General features: G+C 52.5%; 22 protein-coding genes and 2 pseudogenes. 21 read left to right on the top strand and 3 right to left on the bottom strand.

The annotated features are described in order from the left end of the window. Positions 1 to 159: 159 nt before the first annotated feature. Positions 160 to 1,116: a DUF1002 domain-containing protein gene (locus FD23_RS01660; RefSeq protein ID WP_025895422.1), complete on the bottom strand. Its 957-nt coding sequence runs from the start codon at positions 1,114 to 1,116 to the stop codon at positions 160 to 162. 133 nt (positions 1,117 to 1,249) lie between these two features. Here FD23_RS01660 and FD23_RS01655 point away from each other — a divergent pair, with 133 nt between their 5' ends. From FD23_RS01655 to FD23_RS01635, 5 genes are all read left to right on the top strand, one after another. Beyond that, the gene (locus FD23_RS01655) at positions 1,250 to 2,122 is read left to right on the top strand and encodes a glycosyltransferase family 2 protein (protein WP_044880481.1); all 873 of its coding nucleotides are present in this window, start codon (positions 1,250 to 1,252) and stop codon (positions 2,120 to 2,122) included. Beyond that, positions 2,106 to 2,765: an alpha/beta fold hydrolase gene (locus FD23_RS01650; protein ID WP_025895424.1), complete on the top strand. Its 660-nt coding sequence runs from the start codon at positions 2,106 to 2,108 to the stop codon at positions 2,763 to 2,765. Before FD23_RS01655 ends, FD23_RS01650 begins: the two co-directional genes overlap by 17 nt. A 93-nt stretch (positions 2,766 to 2,858) precedes the next feature. Continuing rightward, positions 2,859 to 3,860: a ribose-phosphate diphosphokinase gene (locus tag FD23_RS01645; protein ID WP_174269723.1), complete on the top strand. Its 1,002-nt coding sequence runs from the start codon at positions 2,859 to 2,861 to the stop codon at positions 3,858 to 3,860. A gap of 181 nt (positions 3,861 to 4,041) precedes the next feature. Beyond that, positions 4,042 to 4,722, top strand: a complete 681-nt coding sequence (locus tag FD23_RS01640; RefSeq protein ID WP_013438970.1) for a TetR/AcrR family transcriptional regulator — start codon at positions 4,042 to 4,044, stop codon at positions 4,720 to 4,722. A 10-nt stretch (positions 4,723 to 4,732) separates the two neighbouring features. Further along, positions 4,733 to 5,566, top strand: a complete 834-nt coding sequence (locus FD23_RS01635) for a hypothetical protein (protein ID WP_025895426.1) — start codon at positions 4,733 to 4,735, stop codon at positions 5,564 to 5,566. Positions 5,567 to 5,605: 39 nt separating this feature from the next. On the opposite strand, the gene FD23_RS01630 is transcribed toward FD23_RS01635, so the two are convergent. Both FD23_RS01630 and FD23_RS01625 read right to left on the bottom strand, forming a co-directional pair. Then, positions 5,606 to 6,256, bottom strand: coding sequence for a Crp/Fnr family transcriptional regulator (locus tag FD23_RS01630; RefSeq protein ID WP_025895427.1), 651 nt, complete (start codon positions 6,254 to 6,256; stop codon positions 5,606 to 5,608). Positions 6,257 to 6,293: 37 nt separating this feature from the next. After that, entirely contained in the window at positions 6,294 to 7,604 is a 1,311-nt protein-coding gene (locus FD23_RS01625; RefSeq protein WP_025895428.1) for a CAP domain-containing protein, read from the bottom strand. Between the two features lie 147 nt (positions 7,605 to 7,751). Between FD23_RS01625 and FD23_RS01620 the strand changes: the two genes are divergently transcribed. The 16 genes and pseudogenes from FD23_RS01620 to FD23_RS01550 all read left to right on the top strand — a co-directional run bounded on the left by FD23_RS01620 (position 7,752) and on the right by FD23_RS01550 (position 26,735). Further along, positions 7,752 to 8,840, top strand: a complete 1,089-nt coding sequence (locus FD23_RS01620) for a D-alanine--D-alanine ligase family protein (protein WP_025895429.1) — start codon at positions 7,752 to 7,754, stop codon at positions 8,838 to 8,840. 49 nt (positions 8,841 to 8,889) lie between these two features. Next, entirely contained in the window at positions 8,890 to 9,525 is a 636-nt protein-coding gene (locus FD23_RS01615; RefSeq protein ID WP_052933524.1) for a helix-turn-helix domain-containing protein, read from the top strand. 130 nt (positions 9,526 to 9,655) lie between these two features. Continuing rightward, positions 9,656 to 10,765, top strand: coding sequence for a YibE/F family protein (locus tag FD23_RS01610; RefSeq protein ID WP_025895430.1), 1,110 nt, complete (start codon positions 9,656 to 9,658; stop codon positions 10,763 to 10,765). Next, positions 10,762 to 11,556: a YibE/F family protein gene (locus FD23_RS01605; RefSeq protein ID WP_003616198.1), complete on the top strand. Its 795-nt coding sequence runs from the start codon at positions 10,762 to 10,764 to the stop codon at positions 11,554 to 11,556. Before FD23_RS01610 ends, FD23_RS01605 begins: the two co-directional genes overlap by 4 nt. Beyond that, positions 11,522 to 12,388: an alpha/beta hydrolase gene (locus FD23_RS01600; protein WP_016395950.1), complete on the top strand. Its 867-nt coding sequence runs from the start codon at positions 11,522 to 11,524 to the stop codon at positions 12,386 to 12,388. The genes FD23_RS01605 and FD23_RS01600 overlap by 35 nt, the downstream gene beginning before the upstream one ends. A 160-nt stretch (positions 12,389 to 12,548) precedes the next feature. Next, a complete protein-coding gene (locus FD23_RS01595; RefSeq protein WP_025895431.1) occupies positions 12,549 to 14,171 on the top strand; it encodes an alpha-glucosidase in 1,623 nt (540 codons plus the stop codon). 149 nt (positions 14,172 to 14,320) lie between these two features. Further along, complete coding sequence (locus FD23_RS01590) at positions 14,321 to 15,280, top strand: LacI family DNA-binding transcriptional regulator (protein ID WP_025895432.1); 960 nt, start codon at positions 14,321 to 14,323, stop codon at positions 15,278 to 15,280. Between the two features lie 118 nt (positions 15,281 to 15,398). Next, positions 15,399 to 17,054, top strand: coding sequence for an alpha-glucosidase (locus FD23_RS01585; RefSeq protein WP_025895433.1), 1,656 nt, complete (start codon positions 15,399 to 15,401; stop codon positions 17,052 to 17,054). A gap of 61 nt (positions 17,055 to 17,115) precedes the next feature. Next, complete coding sequence (locus FD23_RS01580) at positions 17,116 to 18,819, top strand: glycoside hydrolase family 13 protein (protein ID WP_025895434.1); 1,704 nt, start codon at positions 17,116 to 17,118, stop codon at positions 18,817 to 18,819. A 93-nt stretch (positions 18,820 to 18,912) separates the two neighbouring features. Beyond that, positions 18,913 to 21,044, top strand: a pseudogene (locus FD23_RS01575) (glycoside hydrolase family 65 protein); the annotation flags it as partial. 115 nt (positions 21,045 to 21,159) lie between these two features. Beyond that, complete coding sequence (locus FD23_RS10120) at positions 21,160 to 21,372, top strand: glycosyl hydrolase family 65 domain-containing protein (RefSeq protein ID WP_080988389.1); 213 nt, start codon at positions 21,160 to 21,162, stop codon at positions 21,370 to 21,372. Then, positions 21,357 to 22,010: pseudogene (gene pgmB, locus FD23_RS01570) on the top strand (beta-phosphoglucomutase); the annotation flags it as partial. The gene FD23_RS10120 and the pseudogene pgmB, both read left to right, overlap by 16 nt. Before the next feature lie 22 nt (positions 22,011 to 22,032). Next, positions 22,033 to 23,139: an ABC transporter ATP-binding protein gene (locus FD23_RS01565; protein ID WP_025895436.1), complete on the top strand. Its 1,107-nt coding sequence runs from the start codon at positions 22,033 to 22,035 to the stop codon at positions 23,137 to 23,139. Between the two features lie 106 nt (positions 23,140 to 23,245). Continuing rightward, positions 23,246 to 24,463: an extracellular solute-binding protein gene (locus tag FD23_RS01560; protein ID WP_025895437.1), complete on the top strand. Its 1,218-nt coding sequence runs from the start codon at positions 23,246 to 23,248 to the stop codon at positions 24,461 to 24,463. A 53-nt stretch (positions 24,464 to 24,516) separates the two neighbouring features. Continuing rightward, positions 24,517 to 25,875: a carbohydrate ABC transporter permease gene (locus tag FD23_RS01555; protein WP_025895438.1), complete on the top strand. Its 1,359-nt coding sequence runs from the start codon at positions 24,517 to 24,519 to the stop codon at positions 25,873 to 25,875. A gap of 2 nt (positions 25,876 to 25,877) precedes the next feature. Next, on the top strand, positions 25,878 to 26,735 hold the full coding sequence (locus tag FD23_RS01550; protein ID WP_025895439.1) for a sugar ABC transporter permease: 858 nt from the start codon (positions 25,878 to 25,880) through the stop codon (positions 26,733 to 26,735). Positions 26,736 to 26,739 lie beyond the last annotated feature (4 nt).

Raw genomic sequence — 26,739 nt, 5'->3', positions numbered from 1 at the left:
AAAGTATTATCTTAAACTTCGAAAAAGGCCGTAATAGTAGACTTCTTAGACATTGAGTTGTAAAATCCTGGGAAATTAACAATAAAAAGCCCGCGCTTGGCGCGGGCTTTTTGCATGAATATTTGATTTTTCAGATATCGTCCAGCTTCAATTGCTTCATTACTTGCTAAAACTGGAGAAGAGGCTAGTAAAGAAGTTGACGATGGCGTCCCAGAGCTTCTGCAGGGCGTTGCGGTTTTCGCTGGTGTTCAGCTTGGCAAAGATCCCCTTGGCGCTCTTCTGGATGGCGCTCATGGCCTGGCTGGCCTGCTGCTTGAAAGAAGAGGAGTTGAGGGCGCCGGAGTCCCGGATCTCAACCAGGATGTTGACGATCTGCTGCTTCTGTTCGTTGGTGATCACGTTGGTCAGATTGTTGTTTTCGATCTGGTTGTTGACGATCGTGATGATCTGGTTCTTGGTGATGTTTGAGCCTTTTTGGGCCATTTCCTTCTTGGCCCCGGCTACGGCATTATTGAGCTGGGCGTCAGAGTAGCCCTCCTTGCCCTTGTTTTCCTTGGTGATCCCGCTTAAGGTGTTCAATTCGTCCTGGGCCGCGGTGATCTGCTTCTGGTTCAGCTTCTCCCCGCTCTTGGCGTAGGCCTTGTAGATCCCGGCCAGAGCGCCGGAACCATCGATCGGGATAGCGGAAGTGACGTAGATGTTGGCGTCAGTGATCCCGGCCGTTACCGCCGCGTTTCGGTACTGGTTGGCGGTGATGGTAGTGATGTTGTTTTGCCCGTTGTAGTTGAGGATGCGGACGTTGATCCCGCTGCCGGAGCTGGTTTTTTCAATGGCAGCACTGGACCAGACCCCGGAAGAAGAGGTAAAGGAGCTGCCGGACGGGTTCAGGTAGGTAACCAGGTCGCTGCCCGTTACTGTCAAGGTGTTGTAGCTGCTGGAGTCGCTGAGGGCCCTCTTTAAAACGTCCAGGGTGCCTTGCTTCTGGCTGGCAGTTAATGAGGTCCCCAGGGTAATAACCGGGGTGGTGTCTTCGGCGGCAGAGACCCCGCCAGCCGTCAAGCCCAGGCCCAGGAAGAGGGCGCAGGCCGTAATGATTTTCTTGATTTTCGTGTTCATTTTGATAAGTCTCCTTGCTTTCTGTTTTCATGCTCCGCCTATAATTATACTAGAGTTTGTTTTGGGGGTATCTCCCTTAGCAAAAATTTAAGCAGGCCCCGGCTGGCGGCAGATTACTGGCGAAGATGATATAATGAAAAGGATAGATTTGGAGAGGGGGGATGCGGCTTTGCGAGCGAATACCGACTTGAAGCTGACGGTCATCATGACTGTTTACAACCAAGAGAAATATCTGGCCAGAGCCTTGGACTATTTGCTTGAGCAGAAGAACCAGCAGTTCAAGCTGCTGGTCATTGACGACGGCTCGACTGACTCAACCGCGGAAATCGCGGCCAGCTACCAGGACCGCTTCCAAGCCTTCGACCTGGTCAGTAAGGCCAATGAAGGGGTGGCCGCTGCCCGGAACTTAGGCCTGGAGATGGTTGACACGCCGTATTTTATTTTTCACGATGGAGACGACTGGGTTGAGCCAGACTACACGGACTACTTTATCAAGGCTTTTGACCGCCACCCGGACGATGACATGGTAACCTGCGGCTATTATGTCGACCAGGCAGGGAAGCCGTCCGTGCCGATTACTAAACCGGTTGAGGGGGAATTGACCCGGTTTGAGGCCGTGTTAAAGGTCTTGGGCAGTGCCCATTCGCCGGTTAAGGGCTATACTTGGAACAAGTGCTACAAGACCCAGCTGGTCCGCTGCTTGCACCTGCGTTTTAACGAGGACCTGGACTTGATGGAAGACCAGGTTTTCAATATTGACTATCTGATGCAGACGGAAGGCTGCTACTACAGCTCCGTGCCGCTCTACCACTACTGGCAAAGAACCGACAGCGCGGTGCACACGGTCAGCTGGGACCACTTCTGGAGCATCGTGGGGGCCAATATTTCGATTTACAAGAGCATTTTTTCTCACTTGCGGCAGAAAGCTCTCAGCAAGCGGCCGCAAACCCAGGAATACCAAGGCAGTTATGTAAGGGAAAGGATCAAAGATGATCATCAAAGTTAATGGAGTCGATCTTTACTACCAAAAGCTCGGTCAGGGCCAGCCCCTCATCCTGCTGCACGGCCACCACTTGGACGGCGGAATGTACAGCAAGGTGATCGCGCCTTTGTCACTGTATTACACGGTCTATACCCTGGACATGCGGGGGCACGGCTTAAGCGGCGGCGACGGGGCTGAGCACTACCAGACTGAAGTGGAAGACCTAGCTGTCTTCATCAAGGAGCTGGGCCTGGAGCAGCCTTACGTCTTTGGCTATGACTCCGGCGGTCTGGTGACCCTGATGCTGGCCAGCCAGCAGCCCGATATCCTGGGCAAGGCGGTCGTGGCCGGGGTCTTCATCGACGGCCGGGGGATCCACAAGTACCACTACTTGACTGAAGGGGTCCGGCGCTTTCTCCGCTTTGACCGCGACAGCCGGTTGGAACTTACCGAATCCTACATGGAGCCGGAAAGCCTGGAGCAGATCCAGATTCCCGTTCTCTGCGTGGTCGGGGAAAATGACTGGGTCAAAGTCGAACATGTCCGCTGGTACAGCAGTTTGATTCCAAATGGCCGCCTGGCCTTGATGCCGCGGCAGACCCACGATTCCTACGTGGTAAACAGCTTGAAGATTTTAGACTTGATCAAAGATTTTTGCAAGGAATAATGAGAAAAGGGCCGATCAAAGCCGAACCTTTGCTATAATGTTACTGTAGATGCAATAGATTCTGTTAATGAGAGTGTTTCTAAGGGGTTCATGATGACATCAATTACAAAAGAAGAAATTCATAAGTTGCTCAACCCGATGAAGGTGATCGGGCTCGGCGGCAATCCGCAATTGAACGAAAAGGTAGCCAGCACGCTGGGCGTTCCTTTGATCGAAACGACGGTTCACCACTTCAGCGACGGTGAAATCCAGGTCAACATCGCAGAAAGCGTCCGAGGCTGTGACGTCTTCGTCATCCAGTCAATTCAAGATCCGGTCAATGAAAACTTCATGGAACTGGAAATTGTCCTGGATGCCCTCCACCGGGCTTCAGCCCACACGGTCAACTGCGTGATCCCGTACCTGGCCTACTCTCGTTCCGACACCAAGACCCGGTCCCGGGAACCAATCACGGCCAAGCTGATTGCCAACCTGCTCCAGCTGACTGGGATCGACCGGGTATTGACCATCGACTTGCACGCTTCCCAAATCCAGGGCTTCTACAACGTGCCGGTTGACCACCTGCACGCGATGCCGCTTTTGGCCCAATACTTCCTGGACAACGGGATCGCGGTTAAGGATGACGACGACGTGGTCGTTGTTTCACCAGACCACAGCGGGACCAAGTTGGCCCGGGTCTTCGGCCAGCACTTCAACGCACCGATCGCCATCGTTGACCAGCGCGGGGCCCGCTACGATGACAGCGTCCACGACATGATCGGTGACGTTAAGGGCAAGAAGTGCATTATCGTTGACGACTTGATCGACACTGGCACCCGCCTGGCTTCATCAACCCGGTCAGTCTTCGCTGCCGGCGCGACCAAGGTTTACGCGGCTGCTACTCACGCCTTGCTTTCACAAGACGCGATCAAGATCGTGAATGGCTTGCCGTTGGAACAAATTGTGGTTACGGATACCATCAAGCATGAAAAGTATCCTGACCGGATGGTCCGGATCTCAGTTGACCGCTTGTTGGCCAAGGGGATTGACCATATTTACAACGATCGTTCAATTCACGATATTTTTGATGAACAAAACCGCTTCACCAAAGACTAAGGCGCGATAAACCGGGAGACCGCTAGCGGTCTCCTGTTTTTATTTATTTTGTTTTTGGGAACGTGACTTAATAAAACAAGAAAAATAACAGATTTGGGTAAAAGCGAATGTTATTGCTGTAATTAGGCAAGGAAATCTTGCTATAATTTTATTAACTTTTATAGAGAGGATGAGATGATCGATGGCAAGAAGAAAGAACATGCAGAGACGGCGGGAGATCTTGGACAACACCTTCCGTTTGATCAGAGCCAATGGCTTTGACCATGTTTCCTTGCAGATGATCGCGGAGAACTCAGGAATTTCCAAGTCTCTGCTACAGTCTTACTACCCCCACAAGGCAAGACTGATGACTGACATTGTCAGAAACCTGTTCAATACTATGTGGGACCAGGTAGAAATAAACTATCACGCGCCAAAGAAGAACCCCTTCACCCGGGTGGACGCTTTAATCTACACGATCGCGACTTTGGGGATGACGGACAAGGGCCTGGACCGGGTAATTACGGAGGCCTTTACTGACCAGACTTCTTTGGACAACTGGAGCCGGATGCTGGACGAATGGATGAAGTCCCACAATGCTTTTTCCGAATACAGCAACTACCAGGAAATCCGGACCGGGATTGCCTTTATCATTACGGGGGTTGGGCGTTTGTATCGTGACCGGGAAAAGCACGGTCTTAACGCCGAACAAATGGCGGACTACTCAACCAGTTCCCTGATGTACGGCTTTTTGCACGCGGATCCTGCGGAAATCGACGCCGTATTGGAAGAAGGTCACGGGATCATTGACGACAGCAACATCGGTGAGGTCCATCACGCGATCGACACCATGTTTGACGAAGGCAAGGTAATTTACAGTTAGGAGCAAGCGCATGGCAGAAAGTTCCGGAACGCACAGACGAAGGAACAACTATGAAATCGTGGACAACGCGTTAGAATACAAGCGTCCCTTGGCCTTTATAGCTTTCTTATTGCTCAGCTTGCTGCTGGCCACGGGAACTTTCCTGAATCCTGCTTTTATGAAGGAGACCATCAAGACCGACAGCAACACGGTCGTGATCAGCCAGCAGGTCAACAGCCACTTCAACCGCCTGGCCACAATCGTCAACGGGTCCAGCGATGAAAAGAACTTGATCTCTGATGACCAGGCCAGGGAAGTTGCCGACTTGATCATCGACTACAAGTATGGCTGGCACTTTATCCATACCAGCAATCTGGACCTGGCTAAAGACATCAAGGACGTGATCTTGAAGAAGGAGCAGACGGATACCGACCAGGTGACCGCTATCCGCAAGAAGCTGAAGAAGCAGAGCGATTCTTCAGTCTACATCGTCAGCAATGCCTTTGACCTGGCCACGGTCATGTTAGAGGCCAACTTGATCACGATCATCCGGATCGTCAACCTGCTGGTGATCCTGCTCTGTCTGGTGGCCGTAGTCTCGATTTTGCGGGAGGCTTTTGCCAGTCACACCAAGCGGGCAGTGGTTCACGACATGACAGCCGGGCTGATGTGGACCGCTTTTTGGTTCATCCTGGTTTACGGGCTCTTGGCCATGGTGCCGATCTTTATGGACACTTCGGTGATTACCGTGGCGGACCTGGGCTACTGGCTGGAAATCGCCAGCGGGGTCTTCCTGGACTTCGTGATCGCCGGCGTTATTTTATACGTGGTCAGTGCCATTCCATGGCAGGCGACTTCAAGATAGCAAAAAGGCAAAGCCGTTGGGCTTTGCCTTTTTAGTTTGCTATTTAAGGATGGTGATCTGCTTGCCTTTGGCGGCGATGTAGCCATCCTTTTTTAATTTGGAGAACTCCCGGCTGAGAGTTTCAGGGGTGATGCCCAGCAGGCTGGCCAGGTCCTTCTTCTTCAAGGGAAGGGTGAAGGTGGCGGAGCCGGCTTCGTCAGCGTAGTCTTTCAAGCTGGCGTAGAGGCGGGGGGCAGCTTCCAGGCTGTTGCGGCGCATGGCGTTCTTTTGCGCGCTGACCAGGCGCTTGCCAAATTCATTTAAGAGGTGCAGGGAAAGCTCCGGGGACTTGAGCAGAAGGTCCTGGAAGTCGGAATAGTTGATGGAGCAGGCCGTGCTGTCTTCTAGGGCTTCGATGAAGAGGTCATCGTTTTCCGTGTCAAAGAGGTTTTCCGCCCCGTTGATGTCGCCTTCCTGTATCAAGCTGAGGACCTGCTCATGGCCGTCGGGGGTGAGGCTGTAGATCTTGGCCCGGCCTGAGTCCAGGTACATGACTGATAGGCGGCCGTCGCCCGGGGCGTGGATCAAGCTCCCTTTTTTAAAAAACTGCTGGTGGGTCGAAATGTGAACTAAGTCCTGGCGCAGTTCCAGGGGGAGGTTCTTAAAAAACGGCACGTGGCTGATACAATTTAACTCGTCGTGTTGGTGCATGGTTGTCTGTTTTGCTTTAACTCATACTTTTACTTGTTTACTTTTTCTTGCTAGATTTCTTATTAGACTTTTTGGCAGCTTTCTTACTAGATTTTTTTCTAGACTTCTTACTAGACTTTTTCGCGGACTTTTTACTAGACTTCTTGCTAGATTTCTTACTAGTCTTCTTACTAGTTTTCTTTGTCTTGCTGGTCTTCTTGACTGCCTTGGCATTGGTGATCTTCTTACTCTTGACGGTGGAGATGTTCTTGCCGACCTTGTAGAGGTACTTGGCCAGGCCCTTGTTTTGCAGGTCCTTCTGGCTGACCATGTTCTTGCTCTGGGTGCTGGAAGAGGAGACCTTGCTTGAATAAGTCTGGCTGCTGCTCTGCTTGAAGAGCTTGAAGCTGTAAGTGGCCAGGGTACCGGCTCTGACCGTGTACTTGTGGCCGGCTGTCAGCTGCAGCTTGCTTGGGTAGTAGGTGATCACGGTCTGGAAGTTGCCAAAGCCGTACTCGCTGTAGTTGGCCACTTGGCTGGCGGTGACCGTCTTGCCGGTGTCATCGTCAGTAACGGTGATCTTTGGGGTTGAGGTCACGACCTTGTTTGAAAAGTATAAAGACCAGGCGATGTTTTGTCCATTTAAAAGCTCCAGGGGGAAGACCCCGGCATTTGGATAGGCTACCATTTCCCGGCTGGCAGTTCTTGCGCTGTCGCCCACATTCAAGACCTGGTTGACTGAGTAGCGGTAGCCGTTGGTCCCGTAAGCTGCCCCGACTGAAATCTTGCTTAAGCGGGTGGAAAGCAGCCAGGCCCGGTGGCCGGTGTCAGAACCCGACAGATTATAGCGGTCGGTCAAGAGGTCGGTCACGACGTCCCCAGCCGTCTGCGGGCTGGCATTGAAGTTGAGGTTGGCCGAGTTGGAAACGTCCTGGGCCAAAAGCCAGTTCTTCTTGGAAATGTAGCGTGGCCGCTTCTCATTTGGCAGCCCGTGCTGGTTGACGAACGGGTTGGCATTAATGGCGGCCATGACGGCGGCCGTCGTCTGGGCATTCTTGTTGCCATGGCTTGTTGTCTTGACGGCAGTTAAGCCGAAGAGGTCACGGTAGTAGTTGATGTAGGCGACTTGCTCGTTGATGTAGCTAGACTTTAAGCTGCCCGCCTTGAACTTCTTCTTCAAGGAAGGCTTGCTGGCATAGATATTCTGCTGGGTGTAGACGGTCTTGCTCAAGGCCTGGTATTCTCTTTGAAAACGGAGCACCTCTGCCTGTTCCTGCGGCGTGAATTCTGCCGCCTGGACAGCCGTGGACCCTACTGCCAGAAGGATTGCCGGCAGTAAAAGCAGTGCTGGCTTATGACGCATCTTCATCAACCCCTTTCTAGTTTATATTATAGCTGATTTTTTGCTTTTTTCGCCATTAAGCGCTTTCACTAAAAAAACTTAAAATTTGCCTGGAAAGTGCGCCAAAAGCCCGAGTTTTCGGTATAATACAGATTGATAAAAGGAGACGAAACAATGACGAAAAAAACACAAGTTGGTTTGATTTTTGGTGGGAACTCCTCCGAATACGAAGTCTCAATCACTTCAGCCGGCAACATCTACAAGGCAATCGACAAGGACAAGTTTGACGTGCACCCGATCTGGATCACGAACTCTGGCTACGTGGCCAGTGAAGCTGATTCATACAAGGTTCTGGAAGAGCCGGGCTACATGGTGGAAAAAAATGACAAGACGGCCAACCTTTCCAACTTGATCGAGCTGGCTTCCCGGCCGGAACTGGACGTGCTCTTCCCAATCGTTCACGGCAACCTGGGTGAAGACGGGGTCCTGCAGGGCCTCTTCCGCTTGATCGACAAGCCTTTCGTCGGGGTTGACGTTTTAGCGGCAGCCGTAACCATGGACAAGGAATTCACCAAGATCCTGGCCCAAAGAGCCGGCGTGCCGGTAGCCAAGTGGGTATCTATCAAGCGCTACGAATATGAGGACGCCAAGAACCAAAAGCTCAGCTACGACTGGGTCAGCGGCCAGCTGGGCACCAGCAACCTCTTCGTCAAGCCGTCCAACCAGGGTTCTTCCGTCGGCATCACTCACGTAACTGACGACAGCAACTACGCTGAAGCTTTGGCCGAAGCCTTCAAGTACGATGACAAGGTTTTGGTTGAAGAAGGGATTGTAGGCACTGAAGTTGAAATCGCCGTTTTGGGGAACGACCACCCGGTAGTTTCCGGGGTCGGCCGGATCATCAACGCCGACAATACTTGGTACAGCTACGAAAACAAGTACAGCACAGAATCAACCACGACCCTGCAGATTCCAGCCCAGATTCCGGCAGAAACCGCGGAAAAGGTCCAGGAAAACGCCTTGAAGATCTACCAGATCACTGAGTGCAGCGGCATGGCCCGGATTGACTCCATGCTTAGAGAAAGCGACGGGGAAGTCATCTTCAACGAATTGAACGCCCTGCCAGGCTTTACCAACATCAGCATGTACCCGAAGCTGTTTGAAGAAGCCGGGATTTCTTACCCAGACTTGATCACCCGCTTGATCAGGCTGGCTGAAGAGCGCTACGCCCACAAGAAGACTCTCCTGCACAAGCACGACTAAGAAAAAAGTACTTTGAAAATTTAGTTTTTTTGCGAAAGAAAGTCAGAACATGAGTGAGAAAAGTGAGCAGATGAAGACTAGTGAAGCCGCCCAGGCCCTTGGGGTCAGCGAGAACACCCTGCGCAAGTATTCGCAGGCGGTGGAGAAGGCTGCTTCACCAGCTTACTTTCCCAGGGTCAAGAATACCCGCCGCTACCGGCCGGAAGACTTGACAGTTTTGAAGCAAATGCAGGACTTGGTCAAGGCAGGGCAGAAGGTCGACCAGGCGGCCCAGGAACTTTTTGCTGGTGAAAAGGAAGAAGCACCGGTCAAGACAGCCAGGGAAGACCAGCTGGAAGCTGCCCTGGCCGCCAAGGACCAGGAAATTGCTGAACTGAAAGAGCAGCTGGCCCAGCTGAAAGCGGCTAAGAAAGCGGAAAAGCCGGAAGATTCCCTTGAGCCAGCGGCTGATGTCCTGGACCTGCCGGATTTTGATGACGGCTTTTTAGAAGATGAGCCGGTCACTCCGGAGCAGAAAAGGGCCCAGGTCGTGGCTGACATGGCCAAGAGCGACCAGGAAGTTCACAAGGAATTGCTCAGACGGGCCCAGGAGAACGCGGCCAAGGGGGCGCCAACCTACCGGACCCTGGCTGACATGCAGCTGGCGCCCAAGAAGACTCCCTGGTGGAAGAAGATTTTCAAATAATCGCGTGATTTGCTAAATTATACTTAAGAATCAAAGGGGACCGCGAAAGCGGTCCTTTTTTGCTTAAAATAATAAGGGACTGACTGTCACTTAAAAATAAGCAAAAAATGGAAAGGCAAATACAAAGAGGATGGAAACGAAAAAGCAGCGCATCCTGGCCGCCCTGGTCCTGTTGGCCCTGGGTCTGGGCCTAGCCGCGCTGACCTATTTTAAGACGACCGGCTACAAGAACCCGGTGGCGGTGATCACGGACACGAAGATCAAGGACCGCCTGCTGAAAAAAGAAACTGATATTTACGGCAACAAGGATGAAGAACGCCGGCAGTACCTGCACGTTCAAGTCTTGACCGGCAAGTACAAAGGGCAGACCTTTGAAACGGTCAACACCTACTACCCTTCCCAGCTGGTCACCCAGAAGTACCGGGCAGGCGAGCGGGTCTTCGTGACAGTGACTGATGGCAGCCTGGCCCTAGTTTCACCAAAAAGAGACTGGATCCTGGTCATGACCTTGGTTATTACCCTGGCCTTGATGGTGGCGGTAGTCGGCCGGCGGAGTTGGCACTTGATCGTTTCCATGGCTATCAGCTGGATCCTGTTTTACTGCTTGATCTTGTGGGACGTGGCGGTCAACGGGGCCGGGATCATCTGGATGTTCTCCCTGGCTGACATCGTCTTCTCCTTCTTCAGCCTGGCTATCGTGCAGGGGGTAAACAAAAAGATGCTGGTCACCTGGCTGGCAACCTTGCTCGGGGTCTTTGTCTCTTTTGCCCTCTGCTATGCCGTTATCAAACTGACCGGGGAGACCTACCTCAACTATGAAATGGGCGACTATGCCACTCAGGACACGCGGGGGATCTTCATGGCCCAGGCCCTGCTGGGGGTACTTGGGGCAGTTATGGACGAGGCGACGGACATCGTTTCCAGCCTGTATGAACTGATCCAGCACAAGCCCGAGATCACCGTTAAGGATCTTTTGGCCAGCGGACGGACGATGGGGCAGGAGATCATGGGGCCTTTGATCAATGTTTTGGTCTTGATCTTCATTTCTGAAGCCCTGCCGGAAACAATCCTGTACTTCCGGGACAATAACACTATCGCGACGACTTTTAACTTCACCATGTCCTTAGGGGCGACGCAGAGCGCGGTTTCAGCAATCGGGATCGTTTTGACCATCGTTTTTGCCAGCCTCTGCAGCCTCCTCTTTTTAAAAAAGCCGCAGAAAGGGGGTAAGCAAGAATGAGCAGCCTTGGCGCTTTAATTATCGTTTTGGCTATCTTGATGACCATCATCGGCGGGGAAACCGGGATCCGCAGCTTCTTCAGCGTCTTGATCAACAGCCTCTTGCTGGTCCTGGTGGCCATGCTTATCTCCTGGGGCTTGAGCATTCCCATCATCACCGCGATTTTCGTGCCCCTCAAGCTGGCCACGATTATCTTCCTGGGCACCCATGACTATACCGTGGCTAAAAATTCCTTCTATGCCTCTTTGATCGTCTTATCCCTCGTCAGCGTCTTGATCTTAGGCATCCAATACCTGGCCCAAGCCGCCGGTTTGGGGCCGGAAGCCGGGGAAATCCTCCTGGGTCACTCCCAGATGCCGGGGATCAGCTACGGGCAGATCGCCGTCACCGTGGCCATTTTCTCCGCCCTTGGGGCGGTGGCGGAAGCCGCCGTGTCGATGAGTTCGGGGATTTTGGAACTGAAGAAGGCCAAGCCGGATATTACGGAAGAGCAGCTGATGAAGAGCGGGGCAGCCATCGGCTACGACGTTTTGGGCACAGCTATGAACACCATCATTTACGGGATGTTTGGCAGCTTTTTGTCCCTCTTTTTATGGTATTACCGGCTCCACTATTCCTTTGGTGAGGTAATTAATGATAAACTTTTTGTAAACGAAGCACTGATCATCATGTATTCTCTGCTCGGTGTGCTGCTGACGGTTCCTTTGGCGACCTTTTTGCTGGCCAAGGGGATGAGCCGGCAAAGTGAGGCAAAAAATGGAAACGAAAAAACTAGAGATCAAGAACTTTAACGGCCGGACCTACCAGCTGCAGACCTACACGGTTAAAAGCGGCCACGCTCCCTTAAACAAGCTTCGCCCCCTGGCCATCGTCGTGCCGGGCGGCTCCTTCACCCACCTCTCCGTCAAGGAAGGTGAGCCGGTGGCCCTGGCCTATGTCAGCCGGGGCTTCAACGCCTGCGTGGTCAGCTACAATCTTTTGCAAGATGAAGGGATGATCTATCCTGATGCCGGCCTGGACGTTCTCAGCACGGTCAACTACTACCGCGAACGCGCTGCTGAATACCAGATTGACCCAAACAAGATCATGACTATTGGCTTTTCCGCCGGCGGCCATATTGTCAGCGCGGCCAACTACCTGGCTGATGAAGCTGAATACCAGGAAAGCTATGGCTATGAGGGGGACCAGGTCCGGCCAAATGCCACGATTCTGGGTTACCCTTTGACTGACGTCCACAAGGTGGCCTTTGAAATCGGCGGCCGGGCTGACGGGGCCCTGCCGCCTGACCCCAAGCTGGTCGACACGGCCCTGGGGGTAAGTCCGAAGACGCCGCCAACCTTCATCTTCCAGTCCTGGAACGACCCGATCTGCCTGCCGACCAATGCCCTGGCCTATGAGGAAGCCTTGTTCCAAAACAAGGTCAAGTGCGAGGCCCACATGTTTGACATCGGCTACCACGGCTACTCTTTGGCCACTCCGGAACTGTCCACGGAAGACATCTTCTGGCAGGGCAACCCGCACACGGCCCGCTGGTTCAATTTGAGCCTGGAGTGGCTGGACCATCTTTTCTCCGGGATCAACTACGATGAAAACAAGGACAAGCTGACCCAGCTTTACCAATAGACGAAAAATGGATTTATTATTTACGAGAGCTGCCCGGGCAGCTCTTTTTTGATTTGGTTAGCGGTAACTGCTTGCATCCGCGCTTGTTTTTCCTATACTAAACTTGTAGAAAAAATGACAGCGCTTCAGCTGAATTTAGATGAGAGTTTGAGGAAATAAAATGACAGCAGAAAAGCAAAAGCAAGAACCATGGTGGAAGCAGGCCGTGATCTACCAGATCTATCCCAAGTCCTTCCAGGACACAAACGGCGACGGGGTCGGCGACCTGCGGGGGATCATCAAGCGGCTGGATTACCTGCAAGACCTGGGCATCGATGCCATCTGGCTCTGCCCGGTCTACAAGTCACCAGGCGTGGACAACGGCTATGACATAGCCGACTACGAAGCCATCGACTCCCAGTACGGGACCATGGCGGACATGGACGAATTAATCAGTGAGGCCAAGAAGCGGGGAATCCGGATCGTGATGGACCTGGTGGTCAACCACACCTCTGACCAGCACCCTTGGTTTATCGAAGCCCGGAAAAATCCTTCCTCTCCGGAACACGACTACTATGTCTGGGCGGACAAGGCCAATGAGCTCAAGTCGGCTTTTTCCGGCAGCGCCTGGGAATATGACGACCAGGTTGGCCAGTACTACCTCCACCTTTTTGCCAAGGAGCAGCCGGACCTCAACTGGAAGAACCCGGCCCTAAGGCAGAAGGTCTACGACCTGATGAACTTCTGGATTGACAAGGGGATCGGGGGCTTCCGGATGGACATGATCGAGCTGATCGGCAAGGTCCCGGAAGAAGAGATTACCGCTAACGGCCCTAAGCTGCACGACTACCTGCAGGAGATGCACCGGGAGACTTTTGGCGACCGGGACTTTTTGACGGTCGGGGAAACCTGGGGGGCAACTTTAGACAACGCTCCTCTGTACAGCGACCCGGACAGAAAAGAACTGTCCATGGTCTTCCAGTTTGAATTCACGGAACTGGACAAGCAGGCCGGCAAGGAAAAGTGGGACATCAAGCCCCTTGACTACGGAGACTTGAAGAATGTCCTGGCCAAGTGGCAGAAGCTGGACTTTAACCACAGCTGGAACAGCCTCTTTTGGAACAACCACGACCTGCCCCGGATCGTGTCCCGCTTAGGCAATGACCAGCAGTACCGCGAGCGCAGCGCTAAGATGCTGGCCCTTCTCCTGCATGGCTTGCGGGGAACCCCGTACATCTACCAAGGTGAGGAAATCGGGATGACCAACTGCCCGGTTTCGGCTATCGACGAGGTAGAAGACATCGAAGCCCGGCGGATGTACCAGGAGCGGCTGGCAGAGGGCTGGAAGAAGGAGGACCTGATCAAGGCCATCAATGCCCGGGGCCGGGACAATGCCCGGACCCCAATGCAGTGGGATGCTTCAGCTTCCGCCGGCTTTACCAGCGGCCGGCCATGGCTGGCGGTTAACCCTAACTGCCAGGAAATAAACGTAAAAAATGCATTGAATGACCAGGATTCAATTTATTATTTCTATAAGAAGCTGATTGCCCTCCGCCACCAGGAACGGATTTTGACCGATGGGTCCTTTGAACTTTTGGACACGGCAGATGCCGTCATGGCCTACCACCGGGAAAACGCGGAAGACAAGTGGCTAGTTGTCTGCAACTTGACTGGCGAGGAGCAGGAAGTCTCCCTGCCGGATAAGGTCAAGGAAGTCCTTCTGGCTAACGGGCCTGTCCCGGAAGACCTGTCGGCTGCTGTCCTGCCAGCTTACACGGCCTTTCTCTGCCGGGTGAAAAAATAAATAGATTAGTTAATATGTAAAGAATAATCCTATTTTTTGAAAGCGGATTTTTTAACTTACAAAAAATATATTATTTTGTGTTAGAATCTAGCATAGGAAGTGAAGAAGGAAAAGTTTAAACTAGGAATCCTTGATGGGAGGAAATTTGCTTGAAGAGAACCGCTACTTTAGAAGATGTGGCTCGCAAGGCCCATGTGTCGAAGATGACCGTTTCCCGGGTGATCAACCACCCCGAACTGGTTGCTCCGGAACTGCAGGTCGTTGTTGAAGACGCCATGCACAAATTGAATTATCACCCCAACAACGCGGCCCGGGCCCTGGCCAAGAACCAGACCAGCGTGGTGAAGTTCGTGATTTTAGAAGACGTCGACGATACCGACCCTTACTTTACCAATGTCTTATTTGGCATGGCGACGGAGTTGAAGAAGCAGAACTATTCCCTCCAGCTGCTCTTGAAGGGGAGCCAGCTGGACCAGGGAGCAGCTGACGGCTATGTGATCACCGGAGCTAGGACTGATGATTACCCCCAATTGAACGAGCTTAAGCAGCCTTTCGTCCTGTTTGGCGAGAACCGGGGCGGCTACGACTTTGTCGACACCAACAACCTGCTGGGTGAGACCATGGCGACCAAGTATGCCTTGAAGGCGGGCTACCGGAATGTGGTCTTTATCGGCATCGATGTCCGTGAGGCTTTTGAATTTTCCAGAGAAGCTGGTTATGTCAACACCATGCAGCAAAATAAGAAGATTCCCAGCGTCTTCCGGGTGGAAAACAGCTTAGCCGCGGCCCGGGAATTTATCCAGGACCACTTGGGCGAATGTCCCAAGAACACCTGCTTTGTCTGTGCCAGCGACCGGATTGCCATGGGGGTCATCCAGGCCCTGGTGGAGGCGGAAGCCAAGATTCCGGAAGACTTTGGCGTGATCGGCTATGACGGGGTCCTTTTAGACCGGGTGTCATCGCCGACGATCACGACCGTCAAGCAAAACCTCTGGCTGGTCGGTGAGAAGCTGGCGGAACTCATTTTAAGAAAAATTGCCCAAAACGGCGCGCCGCAAGGGGAGGTCTTTATCGAACCGACCTTGAGCGAGGCCGAATCAACCAAATAGCAGCTGAAGCATCCTCAGGGATGCTTTTTTGCTTGGCTTTTGTTACCGATAACAGGCAGGTCAGTATTGTAAGCGCTAACCTTCATATGGTTAAATTTTTACTGGAGGAAAAAGAAACATGACTAAGCAGGATGCATGGCAAAAGAATGCCATTATTTACCAGATTTACCCGAAATCATTTCAAGACAGCAACGGCGACGGCATCGGCGACTTAAACGGTGTCCGCCAGCGGATCCCTTACTTAAAGCAGCTGGGCATCACCGCCGTTTGGCTGAATCCGATCTACCAGTCACCGAGCATTGACAACGGTTATGACGTCAGCGACTACTACAAGATTGACCCGGTCATGGGGACCATGGCAGACTTTGAAGCACTTGTCACCGATTTGCACCAGGCCGGGATCAAGCTGATCATGGACTTCGTCTTAAACCACACGTCTGACCAGCACCCTTGGTTCAAGGCCGCGGTCAGTGACCCGGCCAGCCCTTACCGGGACTACTACATTTTTGCCGGTAAAAACGGTGTCCGGCCGAACAATTGGGGCAGCTTCTTTGGCGGCAGCTGCTGGGCAGCAGACCCGGCCGGAACGGGCCAGTCTTATTTCCACCTTTTTGCCAAGGAAATGCCGGATTTGAACTGGAAGAATCCGGCTGTCCGCGAGGAAATGTTCAAGGCGGCTGAGTTCTGGCTCAAGAAGGGGGTCGATGGCCTGCGCCTGGATGCCTTCATCCACATCGCCAAGGCCGACCTGCGCCAGTCCTACCCAAGTGAGGACGATAAGCCGATTATCGCGGAAGACTTTTTCGCCAACCGGCCGGAAGTGCAGGAATGGCTGGCACCTTTCTGTGCCCGCCTGCGGGAAGAATTTCCGGACCTCCTGCTTTTGGGGGAAGCAGCCAGCGCCAGCATCAACCTGGCGGTCGACTACACCGATCCTAAGCGAAATTTGATGGACTCAGTCATTACCTTCCGCTACTTTACGGAAAAAGAAGATTCAGTTAACCCGGACTTCAGCGGCCAATACCAACCAAAAGAGTTTGACTGGCTGGCCTTTAAGCAAAACCAAACCGTCTGGCAGCAGACCTTGTCAGCCGCGCCGACCCTGTACTGGAGCAACCATGACATGGCCCGCCTGGCCACCCGGGTCGCCAAGACCCCGGTCCAGCAGCGGTCTTTGGCCATGGCCATGTACCTGGAGCGGGGGATCCCGGTGATTTACTACGGGGAAGAATTAGGCCTGCACAATCTGGAATTTGATAATGCAGACCAGTTTGCCGATGAGACGGTGGCTGACTTCGTTAAGGAAGCTGGCGAGGCCGGGGTAGACGAAAAGACGGCCTTGGAAATGGCCAGCCAGACCCACAAATTGCCGGCCCGGGGGCCAATGCCTTGGGACGACAGCCAGTATGGCGGCTTTAGCACTGCTGAGCCTTGGCTGACGGGCAGAAGCCGGGACAAGGTCAGCGTGGCCAGCGAAGACGCGGATCCAGCCAGCATGCTCAACTTCTACCGGCAGCTGTTGAAATTGAAGCAGACGCCTTTGTTTACCAAGGGCAGCTACTACCTGCTGGATACCAAAGCAGACCTCCTGGTCTACCAGCGGGATTTAGGGGATGACCGGGCTTTAGTGGTCGTTTCCCTCAGCGCCAAGAAGGAGCACTTGACCCTGCCAGAAGAACTGACTCCGGTCTTAACCGCCGGCAGCATCAACCTGCAGGGCAAGGAACTGACACTGATGCCTTTTGCCGGGGTAGTTTTGCAAAAGAAAAAATAAGCAATAAAACAAGCAACAAGTAATAACCAACGTGATGATTTTTTAGCGAGGAAACAGAAAAATGCAAACAGCAGCAGTTAGACACAGACCTGAAAGCGAAGATTGCTACCTGGTGACGACGGATACCATGAAGCTGCGCCTGCACACGGGCCGCGACGTCAAGGCAGTCTACGTTCACTATTGTGACGTCCACGAACCCTTGACCAACTTGAAAAAGCAGGCCATGGACCTGGCCGGCCACGGCCAAGTAAACGACTACTGGGAAACGACGGTGACCTTGCCTTTGCACCGGGCCCAGTACGTCTTTGAAATTCATGGTGAAGACGGCGAGGAATGGGTTTATGGTGACCGGGGCTTCAGAAAGAACGAAAAGGAAAGCTACGAGGACCCGAACAACTACTTCAAGCTCCCTTACTTCCACGCGGTCGACATGACCAAGAGCCCGGACTGGGTCAAGGAAACGGTTTGGTACCAGATCTTCCCGGAACGCTTTGCAAACGGGGACAAGAGCAATGACCCGGAGGGCGTTAAGGACTGGAATCCAAGCGACCACCCAGGCCGGGAAGACTACTACGGCGGTGACCTGCAAGGGGTGCTGGACCACTTGGACTACTTGCAGGACTTGGGAATTAATGGCCTGTACTTCTGCCCGATCTTCAAGGCCAGCTCCAACCACAAGTACGACACGATCGACTACCTGGAAATCGACCCGGACTTTGGGGACAAGCAACTTTTTGCCCGCTTGGTCAACGAAGCCCACGCCCGGGGGATGAAGGTCATGCTGGATGCGGTCTTCAACCACATGGGCGACTCCTCCATGCAGTGGCAGGATGTCGTGAAAAACGGCCCTAATTCCCGCTTTGCCAACTGGTTCCACATCAACCGCTTCCCGGTTGAACCGTATGACCCGGCCGATCCAAGCTACGAGACTTTTGCCTTTGAAAAGCACATGCCGAAATTGAATACCGCGAACCCGGAAGTCGTGGACTACCTTTTGACGATTGCGACCTACTGGGTCAAGGAATTCGATATCGATGCCTGGCGGCTTGACGTGGCAGACGAAGTCGACCACCAATTCTGGAAGAAGTTCAAGGCCGCTGTTACGGCCATTAAGCCGGACTTCTACGTCCTGGGCGAATCCTGGCACTCCAGCCAGTCCTGGCTGAACGGGGATGAATTCTCCGGTACCATGAACTACCCATTCACCGGCCAGATTGCTGACCACTTCCTTAAGGGGACGCAGGACGCCAAGACCATGACCGAATTATTGACTGACCAGCTCTTCTTATACAGAGAGCAGAGCAATTCAGCCATGCTGAACGTTTTGGACTCCCATGACACTGCCCGGATCAAGACGGTGGCCGGTGAAGATGAAGACAAGGCCCTTCAGGCTCTGGCCTTCACCTTCATGCAAACCGGTTCTCCGTGCATCTACTACGGGACGGAAATGGGCATGAGTGGGGACAACGACCCTGACTGCCGCAAGCCAATGGACTGGAGCCAGGCAGGCAGTCCGGTCTGGCAGGCAGTTCAAGCGATCATCGCCTTCCGCCGCCAGCACTGGGAAAGCCTGAGCAAGGGGCAGACCTGGCTGGAAGTTGAAGAAAACGGTTTGATCCATGTTAAGCGGACCGGCAAGGAAACGATCGAAGGCTGGTTCAACACGACCGGGCAAGCCGTCAGCTTAAGCGCGGAAGCCGCTTTGAGCCGGGGCTATGAAGCCGACCAGCTGGCAAGCAAGGGCTATGTTCTGAGTGTGAAATAGAAGCTGTTAACGGTAACATAAAAATAAATCTTGTTAGCGTTTGCATGTTAGCTGATAATGATTACAGAATGATTTGAGCGAGGAAGAATAGTGATGAAAAGAATTTTTGAAATTGATCCCTGGAAATTGACCAGTCATACCTTTTCAAAAGAAGACAAGCGTCTTCAAGAAAGCATGACTTCAATTGGCAACGAATACATGGGCCTGCGCGGCAACTTTGAAGAAGGTTACAGCGGCGACAGCCTGCAAGGCACCTACTACGCCGGCGTCTGGTTTCCGGACAAGACCCGGGTCGGCTGGTGGAAGAACGGTTACCCGGACTACTTCGGCAAGACTTTGAACGCCCCAAGCTTCATTGACATGCCAGTGACTATCAACGGCCACAAGCTGGACCTGGCAACTGATAAAATCAGTGACTTCAGCTTGTGCCTGGACATGCATCAAGGTTTGCTCACAAGAAGTTTTATTTATGAAGGCAAGGACTGCCGGGTTCAATTTACTTTCACCCGCTTCCTTAGTTCCGTCATCAAGGAAGCTGCCTTGATCAAGGTCAAGGCCACTGTCCTCAGTGGTGAGGCTGACCTGCAGATTGCCAGCCACTTGAACGGGAACGTGGTCAACGAAGACAGCAACTACGAAGAAAGCTTCTGGGATGCCTTAAATGAAGATGCTAACGGCCGCAGCATCCAGCTGCGGACCAAGCCAAACAACTTCGGCACTCCGCAATTCACGGTTCTCTTGAAGGAAGTTACCCGGGAAGACGGGGAAGTCATTTCCGGTGACGTGACGACCGCCAGCGGTGAAGTCAGTGAACTGTTCGCTAAGACTTTGACCAGCGGCCAAAGCTGGGAACTGGAAAAGGACGTCATCGTCATCACCAGCCGGGACGTGGCTGATGAAGAACAAGCCGCCAAGGCTGACGAATTGATGGCCAAATTGACCAGCAAGACTTTTGCCCAGAACCTGGCCGACCATGAAGCTGTCTGGGACAAGCGCTGGGCAAGCTGTGACGTGACGATTGACGGTGACCCGGCCGCTCAGCAGGGGATCCGCTTCAACATCCTCCAGCTCTTCATGACCTACTACGGCCGTGACCCGCGCCTTAACATCGGGCCGAAGGGCTTTACCGGTGAAAAGTACGGCGGTGCTACTTACTGGGATACTGAAGCCTTCATCGTGCCAATGTACCTGGCCGTAGCGCCTAAGGAAGTTACCAAGTCCCTCTTGGAATACCGGCACGAACAATTCAATTGCCGGGTGCCTTCCACAACGCCCGCCAGCAAGGCTTGAAGGGTGCCCTCTTCCCAATGGTTACCTTCAACGGGATTGAATGCCACAACGAGTGGGAAATCACTTTTGAAGAAATCCACCGGAACGCGGACATTCCATTCGCTATCTACCAATACACCCGCTACACGGGCGACGACTCCTACGTCAAGGATGAAGGCATGGATGTCCTGGTTTCAACCGCCCGCTTCTGGGCTGACCGGGTCCACTTCTCCAAGCGCAAGGGCCAGTACATGATCCACGGGGTAACCGGTCCTAACGAATACGAAAACAACGTTAACAACAACTGGTTTACCAACACCATGGCCAAGTGGCTTCTGGGCTACACTCTGGAACGCTGGCCACTGGCCACTGAAGCAGCCAAGAAGCGCCTGCAGGTAACTGACGAAGAACTGGCCAAGTGGCAAGACATCGTCGACCGGATGTACCTGCCGGAAGACAAGGAGCTGGGCATCTTCGTCCAACACGACACTTACTTGGATAAGGACCTCAGAAGCAAGGACACCATCCCGGCTGACCAATTGCCACTGAACCAGCACTGGTCCTGGGACAAGATCCTGCGGTCACCGTTCATCAAGCAAGCCGACGTTTTGCAAGGGATCTATTTCTTGAACGACCACTACACCAAGGAAGAAAAGGAAAGAAACTACGACTTCTACGAACCAATGACGGTTCACGAAAGTTCCTTGAGCCCGTCAATTCACGCCATCCTGGCTGCTGAACTGGGCAAGCAGGACAAGGCGGTTGAATTTTACGAACGGACTGCCCGCTTGGACCTGGACAACTACAACAACGACACGGTTGACGGCTTGCACATCACTTCCATGAGCGGGAGCTGGCTGGCCATCGTGCAAGGCTTTGCCGGCATGCGCTACAACGAAGACGGCATCAGCTTTGCTGCTAATTTCCCAGGATTTTACAACTCAATGTCTAAAAAGCCTACTATTACGGCCTTTTTCGAAGTTTAAGATAATATTTTTTGAGTTGTAACTTAAACTCAACGAAATCCTCTAAAAGGTTGATATATCAAGTAATAGAGTACTTTGAGTAGTAATTTATGGGAAATTAGCATTTGCCCCATTCCTGCCGAAGAAGTGGTCCAGCTACAGCTTTAAGATCAACTACCGCGGCCGCATCTTGGCCCTGGAGGTTGAAAAGGACAAGGAAGTCAAGCTGACCCTGCTCTCTGGTGAAGACTTGCCAGTCAAGGTTTGGGACCAAGAAGTAACTCTGAAAGAAGGACAAAGCCAATGCTTAAAGGATTAATTTTTGACCTGGACGGGGTCATCACTGACTCAGCAGTCTACCACCTCAAGGCTTGGCAAGACCTGGCCCGCGGTATCGGGATCGAACTGCCGGAAGAATTCGGTGACAAGCTGCGCGGCTTGTCCAGAATGGATTCCCTGGAAATCATCCTGGAATACGGGCACAAGGAAAATGACTACAGCCAGGAAGAAAAAGAAGCCCTGGCAGCCAAGAAGAACGCGGCTTACGTGAACGCGGTCAAGAACATGACCCGGGCCGACATCTTGCCAAAGATGGACGACCTGCTCAAGCAGGCGAAGGGCCAAGGGCTGAAGCTGGCTCTGGCCTCAGCTTCCAAGAACGCTCCTTTGATCTTGAAGCAGCTGGGACTTGCAGACATGTTTGATGCCCGGGTTGACCCGGCTACCCTCAAGCACGGCAAGCCAGATCCGGAAATCTACATCCGGGCCCAGGAACTGCTTGGTTTGGAGAAGAATGAAGTAATTTCTTTTGAAGACGCGCCAGCAGGCGTAGCGGCAATCAAGGCGGCCGGCCAGTTCGCGGTCGGGATTGGCGATCCGATCGTTTTGAAGGGGGCCGACTACATCGTTGGTTCAACCAGCGCCTTGGATTTGACCGAGATTGAGAAGGTTTTTGAAGCAGGGAATTGGGTAAGAAAAAATGGTGAAAATCAACTTAAATCACATCTACAAGAAGTATCCAAACGCGGATGACTACTCAGTTTCAGACTTTGACCTGCACATTGGCGACCATGAATTCATCGTCTTTGTCGGCCCGTCTGGCTGTGGTAAGTCAACGACCTTGCGGATGATTGCCGGTTTGGAAGACATCACTGAAGGGACTTTGGAAATCGGCGGCAAGGTCATGAACGACGTGGCTCCCCGCGACCGCCACATCGCCATGGTTTTCCAGAACTATGCCCTTTACCCGCATATGACGGTTTACGACAACATGGCATTCAGCTTGAAGCTGCGCCACTACGACAAGGCCGAAATCGACAAGCGGGTCAAGAACGCTGCTGAAGTCCTGGGCCTGGCCCACTTGCTGGAACGGCGGCCAGCCGACTTGTCCGGTGGTCAAAGACAACGGGTTGCCTTGGGGAGAGCGATCGTGCGTGACGCCCCGATCTTCCTGATGGACGAACCTCTGTCCAACCTTGACGCCAAGCTCCGTGTCTCCATGCGGGCGGAAATCGCCAAGTTGCACCAGAAATTGAAGACGACCACCATCTATGTTACCCACGACCAAACTGAAGCCATGACTCTGGCTGACCGGATTGTTGTCATGAACGCCGGCCGGATCCAGCAGATCGGGACGCCGAAGGAAGTCTACAACAAGCCAGCCAACCAATTCGTTGCCGGCTTCATCGGGTCACCGCAGATGAACTTCTTCAACGTGACCTACAAGGACGGTTACATCGACGACGGCCAGGGCATCAAGCTCGAGGTGCCGGAAGGCCGGGCCAAGGTTCTGGATGCCAAGGGCTACAACGGCAAGGCTATTGTGATGGGCCTGCGGCCGGAAGACATCCACATGGAAGAAGCCTTCCTGGAAACCTGGCCGGAAGCAGTCGTTTCCGCAAAGGTTGTCGTTTCCGAATTGCTGGGTGCAACCAGCCAGCTCTACATGAACGTTGACAAGACCGAATTCGTCGGCGTTGTCAACGCTCGTGACTTCCACAAGCCAGGTGACAGCGTCAAGGCAGGTTTCAACCTGAACAACGCCCACTTCTTTGACAAGGAAACGCAAGTAACGATTACCGATTAATTCCAGCAAATATCGGACGCTTAAGAAAAATTAATTCAGCTAATCACCTTGCAGCTAAAGGCTGCAAGGTGATGTAAAAAAACAATTGTTTGTTTAGGAGGAAAAAATGAGTTTCTTTAAAAAGGCTGCTTTGAGCAGCGCAGTAGTATTGGCTGCCTTGAGTTTGTCAGCATGCTCCAAGAGCAGCAGTAGTTCATCATCAACTGCCGACAAGAAGGCATCATTGACTTTGTGGGTAGACACTGAACAAGTACCCTACTACAAGGACATTGTTAAGGACTTCCACAAGAAGTATCCAAACATTACCGTTAAGGTTACCCAAAGTCCTAACGGTTCCGCTAACGTCAAGACTGACGTTGGTAAGGATGCTTCCAAAGCAGCCGACGTCTTTGAAGTTCCAAACGACCAATTAGGTCAAATGGCAAACGCTGGTTACATCAACCCGCTGTCACCAAGTGACACTGCCAACATCAAGAAGAACTATGTTAGCCAGGCTTCCAAGGGTGTTACCTGGAAGGGCAAGGTTTACGCTTACCCATACGCTCAACAAGCCGACACGATTTACTACAACAAGTCCAAGCTGTCAGCTAATGATGTTAAGGACTGGGACACTTTGACTTCCAAGGGTGTTCTGGCTACTGACTTCACCAACGCTTACACCATATGGCCAATCTTCTTCTCAGCTGGCACTACCCTGTACGGGGAAAACGGTGAAAACCTAAAGGGGTCAACTTTCAACAGCCAAAACGGTGTCAACGCTTTGACTTGGATTGCCAAGCAAAAGAGCAACAAGGGCGTAATGCAAACTTCAAACGCTTTAAACCAATTGAAGAAGGGCAATGCTGACGCCATCATGGACGGCCCATGGAACGCTGCCAACATCAAGAAGATCTTGGGCAAGAACTTCGCTGTTGCCAAGTACCCAACAGTAACTGTCGGCGGCAAGAAGAAGCAATTGGAAACCTTCCTGGGTATCGAAGGTTTCGCGGTTAACTCCCACACTTCAAACGCCAAGGCCGCTTCACAATTGGCTGCTTACATCACCAACAAGAAGTCACAATTGATCGCCCACGAAAAGGCTGGTCAAATCCCAGTTTTGAAGAGCGCTGTTAACTCAAGTGCCGTGCAAAACGACCCAGTTGCCAAGGCCGTTATCGAAATGGCGCAACCGGGCAACTCAGTTCTGCAACCAAAGCTGCCGCAAATGGCAACCTTCTGGGACGGTGCAGCTCCTCTGATCAGCGGTACTTACGACGGCAAGATCAAGCCCAGCCAATACAAGGCGCAACTTGCCAAGTTCTCAAAGAAGATTTCTCAAAAGTAATTTAATTAAGCAGCAACAACTTTAATTAAGCTTGAGAAGGAGAGTAATTAAAAATGTTTAAAAGAAAAGGACATGTTCCTCCGACAGCCAGCTACAAAGAAGTCTGGTCCAAGGGGGACGCGGCTGATAAGCTGTCCTTCTTCTTCATGGGCGTCAGCGCCCTGAAGAATAAGCAGTGGGCCAAGGGGTTCAGCCTGCTGATCAGTGAAATTGTTTTCCTGGTCTGGTTTATCTTTAGCGGGGTCAGTGCCCTCAGCATGCTGAGCAACCTTGGGGAAAACAAGACCAAGAAGGTTGTCTTTGACCAAGCGCAAGGCGTTTACGTGACCAAACAGCCAGATAACTCAGTCTTGATCCTCCTCTTCGGGATCATGGCCCTCTTCCTGGTCATCGGTTTCATCTGCCTCTATGTCACAAACTTGCGCTCAACCCGGGCCAACTACATCAAGAAGCGTGATGGCAAGCACATTGCCACCAACAAGGAAGAACTGGCCAGCCTGCTGGACTCCCGCCTGCACGCGACCTTAATGTTTATTCCTATGCTGGGGATTCTCCTCTTCACTGTTTTGCCAACTGTCTTCATGATTTCCATGGCCTTTACCAACTACGACCGCCAACACCCGATCGGCTTCTCCTGGACTGGTTTCCAGGCCTTCGGCAATGTTTTGAGCGGGGACCTGGCCGGGACTTTCTTCCCTGTCCTGGGCTGGACCCTGATCTGGGCAGTAGCTGCCACGGCAACCACCTTCTTAGGTGGGGTTCTCCTGGCCCTCTTGATTGAATCCAAGGGGATCAAGCACCGGAAAGTATGGCGGACGATCTTCATCGTGGTTTACGCCGTACCGCAATTCGTTTCCTTGCTACTGATCGCGCAATTCCTGGACGCGCAGGGGCCTTTGAACACCCTGTTGCAAAACTGGGGCTGGATCTCAGGGCCGCTTCACTTCATTGACAATGAAGCTGCCCCTTGGGTAGCCCGGCTGACGGTTATCATCGTCAACATGTGGATTGGTATTCCGGTTTCCATGCTGGTTTCCATGGCGATTATCCAAAACCTGCCACAAGACCAGATTGAAGCCGCGAGAATCGACGGGGCTAACGTCTTCCAGATTTTCCACAACATTACCTTCCCGCAGATCCTCTTTGTGATGGGTCCGTCCTTGATTCAGCAATTCATCGGCAATATCAACAACTTCAACGTTATATTCCTGTTGACTGGTGGTAAGCCAATGAACAACAACTACAACGGTGCCGGCTCAACCGACCTTCTGGTCAACTGGCTCTACAACCTGACCTTCGGTCAGCAGCAGCGCTACAACGCCTCAGCCGTTCTGGGCATCTTGATCTTCATCTTGAGTGCGACGATTTCCTTGATCGCTTACCGTCACACCACTGCGTTTAAGGAGGGATAAAATTGAAGTCTTACTCTAACCAGAGAAAAGTATCCCTTTTCTTCAGATATTTATTGCTGACGATTTTAGCAATTTTGTGGCTGATCCCCATCCTCTGGATCGTTTTGGCCAGCTTCTCATACAACGATACTGGCTTTATCTCAACTTTCTTCCCTGAAAAATGGACCTTCCAGAACTATATCGGGATCTTTACCAACTCCCAGTTCCCATACCTGCACTGGATTATCAACACTTTGCTCGTGGCCATCATTTCCGCCACTCTGTCAACCTTCATCCAAATCACGGTTGCTTACGTCCTGTCCCGCTTACGCTTCAGACTCCGCAAGCCATTCTTGCAAATTGCCCTGGTTTTGGGCATGTTCCCTGGTTTCATGTCCATGATCGCCCTTTACTACATCTTGAAGGGGCTGAACATGCTGAACCTGGGCGGCTTGATCCTGGTCTACGTCGGTGGTGCCGGCCTTGGCTTCTACGTTGCCAAGGGTTTCTTCGACACGATCCCGCGGTCACTGGATGAAGCAGCTGAACTGGATGGTGCAACCAGATGGCAGATCTTCACTAAGATCGGCCTGCCGCTCTCCAAGCCGATGATCGTCTACACAGCTTTAACGACTTTCATGGCACCATGGGTAGACTTCATCTTCTCCGGGATCATCCTCTCAACTTCAGGTGACCCAAAGACCTACACGATCGCGTATGGTCTGTACAACATGCTTTCTTCTTCAAAGGGGAACGCGACGGCCTACTTCGCCCAATTCGTGGCCGGCTGTGTCGTCATCGCTATCCCAATCACGATCCTCTTCATCATCATGCAGAAGTTCTACGTCAGTGGGATTACTGTAGGTGCTGACAAGGGTTAACGCA

Source organism: Lactobacillus delbrueckii subsp. delbrueckii DSM 20074 = JCM 1012 (assembly GCF_001433875.1).
GTDB lineage: Bacteria > Bacillota > Bacilli > Lactobacillales > Lactobacillaceae > Lactobacillus > Lactobacillus delbrueckii.
The sequence above is the reverse complement of the archived record's forward strand: the minus strand, read 5'-3'. Positions and strand labels throughout refer to the sequence as shown.

Coding starts and splice junctions, on each gene's coding strand:
- FD23_RS01555 (WP_025895438.1), top strand. CDS start 24,517: ATGTTTAAAAGAAAAGGACATGTTCCTCCGACAGCCAGCTACAAAGAA.
- FD23_RS01655 (WP_044880481.1), top strand. CDS start 1,250: ATGAAAAGGATAGATTTGGAGAGGGGGGATGCGGCTTTGCGAGCGAAT.
- FD23_RS01560 (WP_025895437.1), top strand. CDS start 23,246: ATGAGTTTCTTTAAAAAGGCTGCTTTGAGCAGCGCAGTAGTATTGGCT.
- FD23_RS01565 (WP_025895436.1), top strand. CDS start 22,033: ATGGTGAAAATCAACTTAAATCACATCTACAAGAAGTATCCAAACGCG.
- FD23_RS01585 (WP_025895433.1), top strand. CDS start 15,399: ATGACTAAGCAGGATGCATGGCAAAAGAATGCCATTATTTACCAGATT.
- FD23_RS01645 (WP_174269723.1), top strand. CDS start 2,859: ATGACATCAATTACAAAAGAAGAAATTCATAAGTTGCTCAACCCGATG.
- FD23_RS01660 (WP_025895422.1), bottom strand. CDS start 1,116: ATGAACACGAAAATCAAGAAAATCATTACGGCCTGCGCCCTCTTCCTG.
- FD23_RS01640 (WP_013438970.1), top strand. CDS start 4,042: ATGGCAAGAAGAAAGAACATGCAGAGACGGCGGGAGATCTTGGACAAC.
- FD23_RS01610 (WP_025895430.1), top strand. CDS start 9,656: ATGGAAACGAAAAAGCAGCGCATCCTGGCCGCCCTGGTCCTGTTGGCC.
- FD23_RS01620 (WP_025895429.1), top strand. CDS start 7,752: ATGACGAAAAAAACACAAGTTGGTTTGATTTTTGGTGGGAACTCCTCC.
- FD23_RS01600 (WP_016395950.1), top strand. CDS start 11,522: ATGGAAACGAAAAAACTAGAGATCAAGAACTTTAACGGCCGGACCTAC.
- FD23_RS01625 (WP_025895428.1), bottom strand. CDS start 7,604: ATGAAGATGCGTCATAAGCCAGCACTGCTTTTACTGCCGGCAATCCTT.
- FD23_RS01615 (WP_052933524.1), top strand. CDS start 8,890: ATGAGTGAGAAAAGTGAGCAGATGAAGACTAGTGAAGCCGCCCAGGCC.
- FD23_RS01595 (WP_025895431.1), top strand. CDS start 12,549: ATGACAGCAGAAAAGCAAAAGCAAGAACCATGGTGGAAGCAGGCCGTG.
- FD23_RS01605 (WP_003616198.1), top strand. CDS start 10,762: ATGAGCAGCCTTGGCGCTTTAATTATCGTTTTGGCTATCTTGATGACC.
- FD23_RS01580 (WP_025895434.1), top strand. CDS start 17,116: ATGCAAACAGCAGCAGTTAGACACAGACCTGAAAGCGAAGATTGCTAC.
- FD23_RS01650 (WP_025895424.1), top strand. CDS start 2,106: ATGATCATCAAAGTTAATGGAGTCGATCTTTACTACCAAAAGCTCGGT.
- FD23_RS01630 (WP_025895427.1), bottom strand. CDS start 6,256: ATGCACCAACACGACGAGTTAAATTGTATCAGCCACGTGCCGTTTTTT.
- FD23_RS01635 (WP_025895426.1), top strand. CDS start 4,733: ATGGCAGAAAGTTCCGGAACGCACAGACGAAGGAACAACTATGAAATC.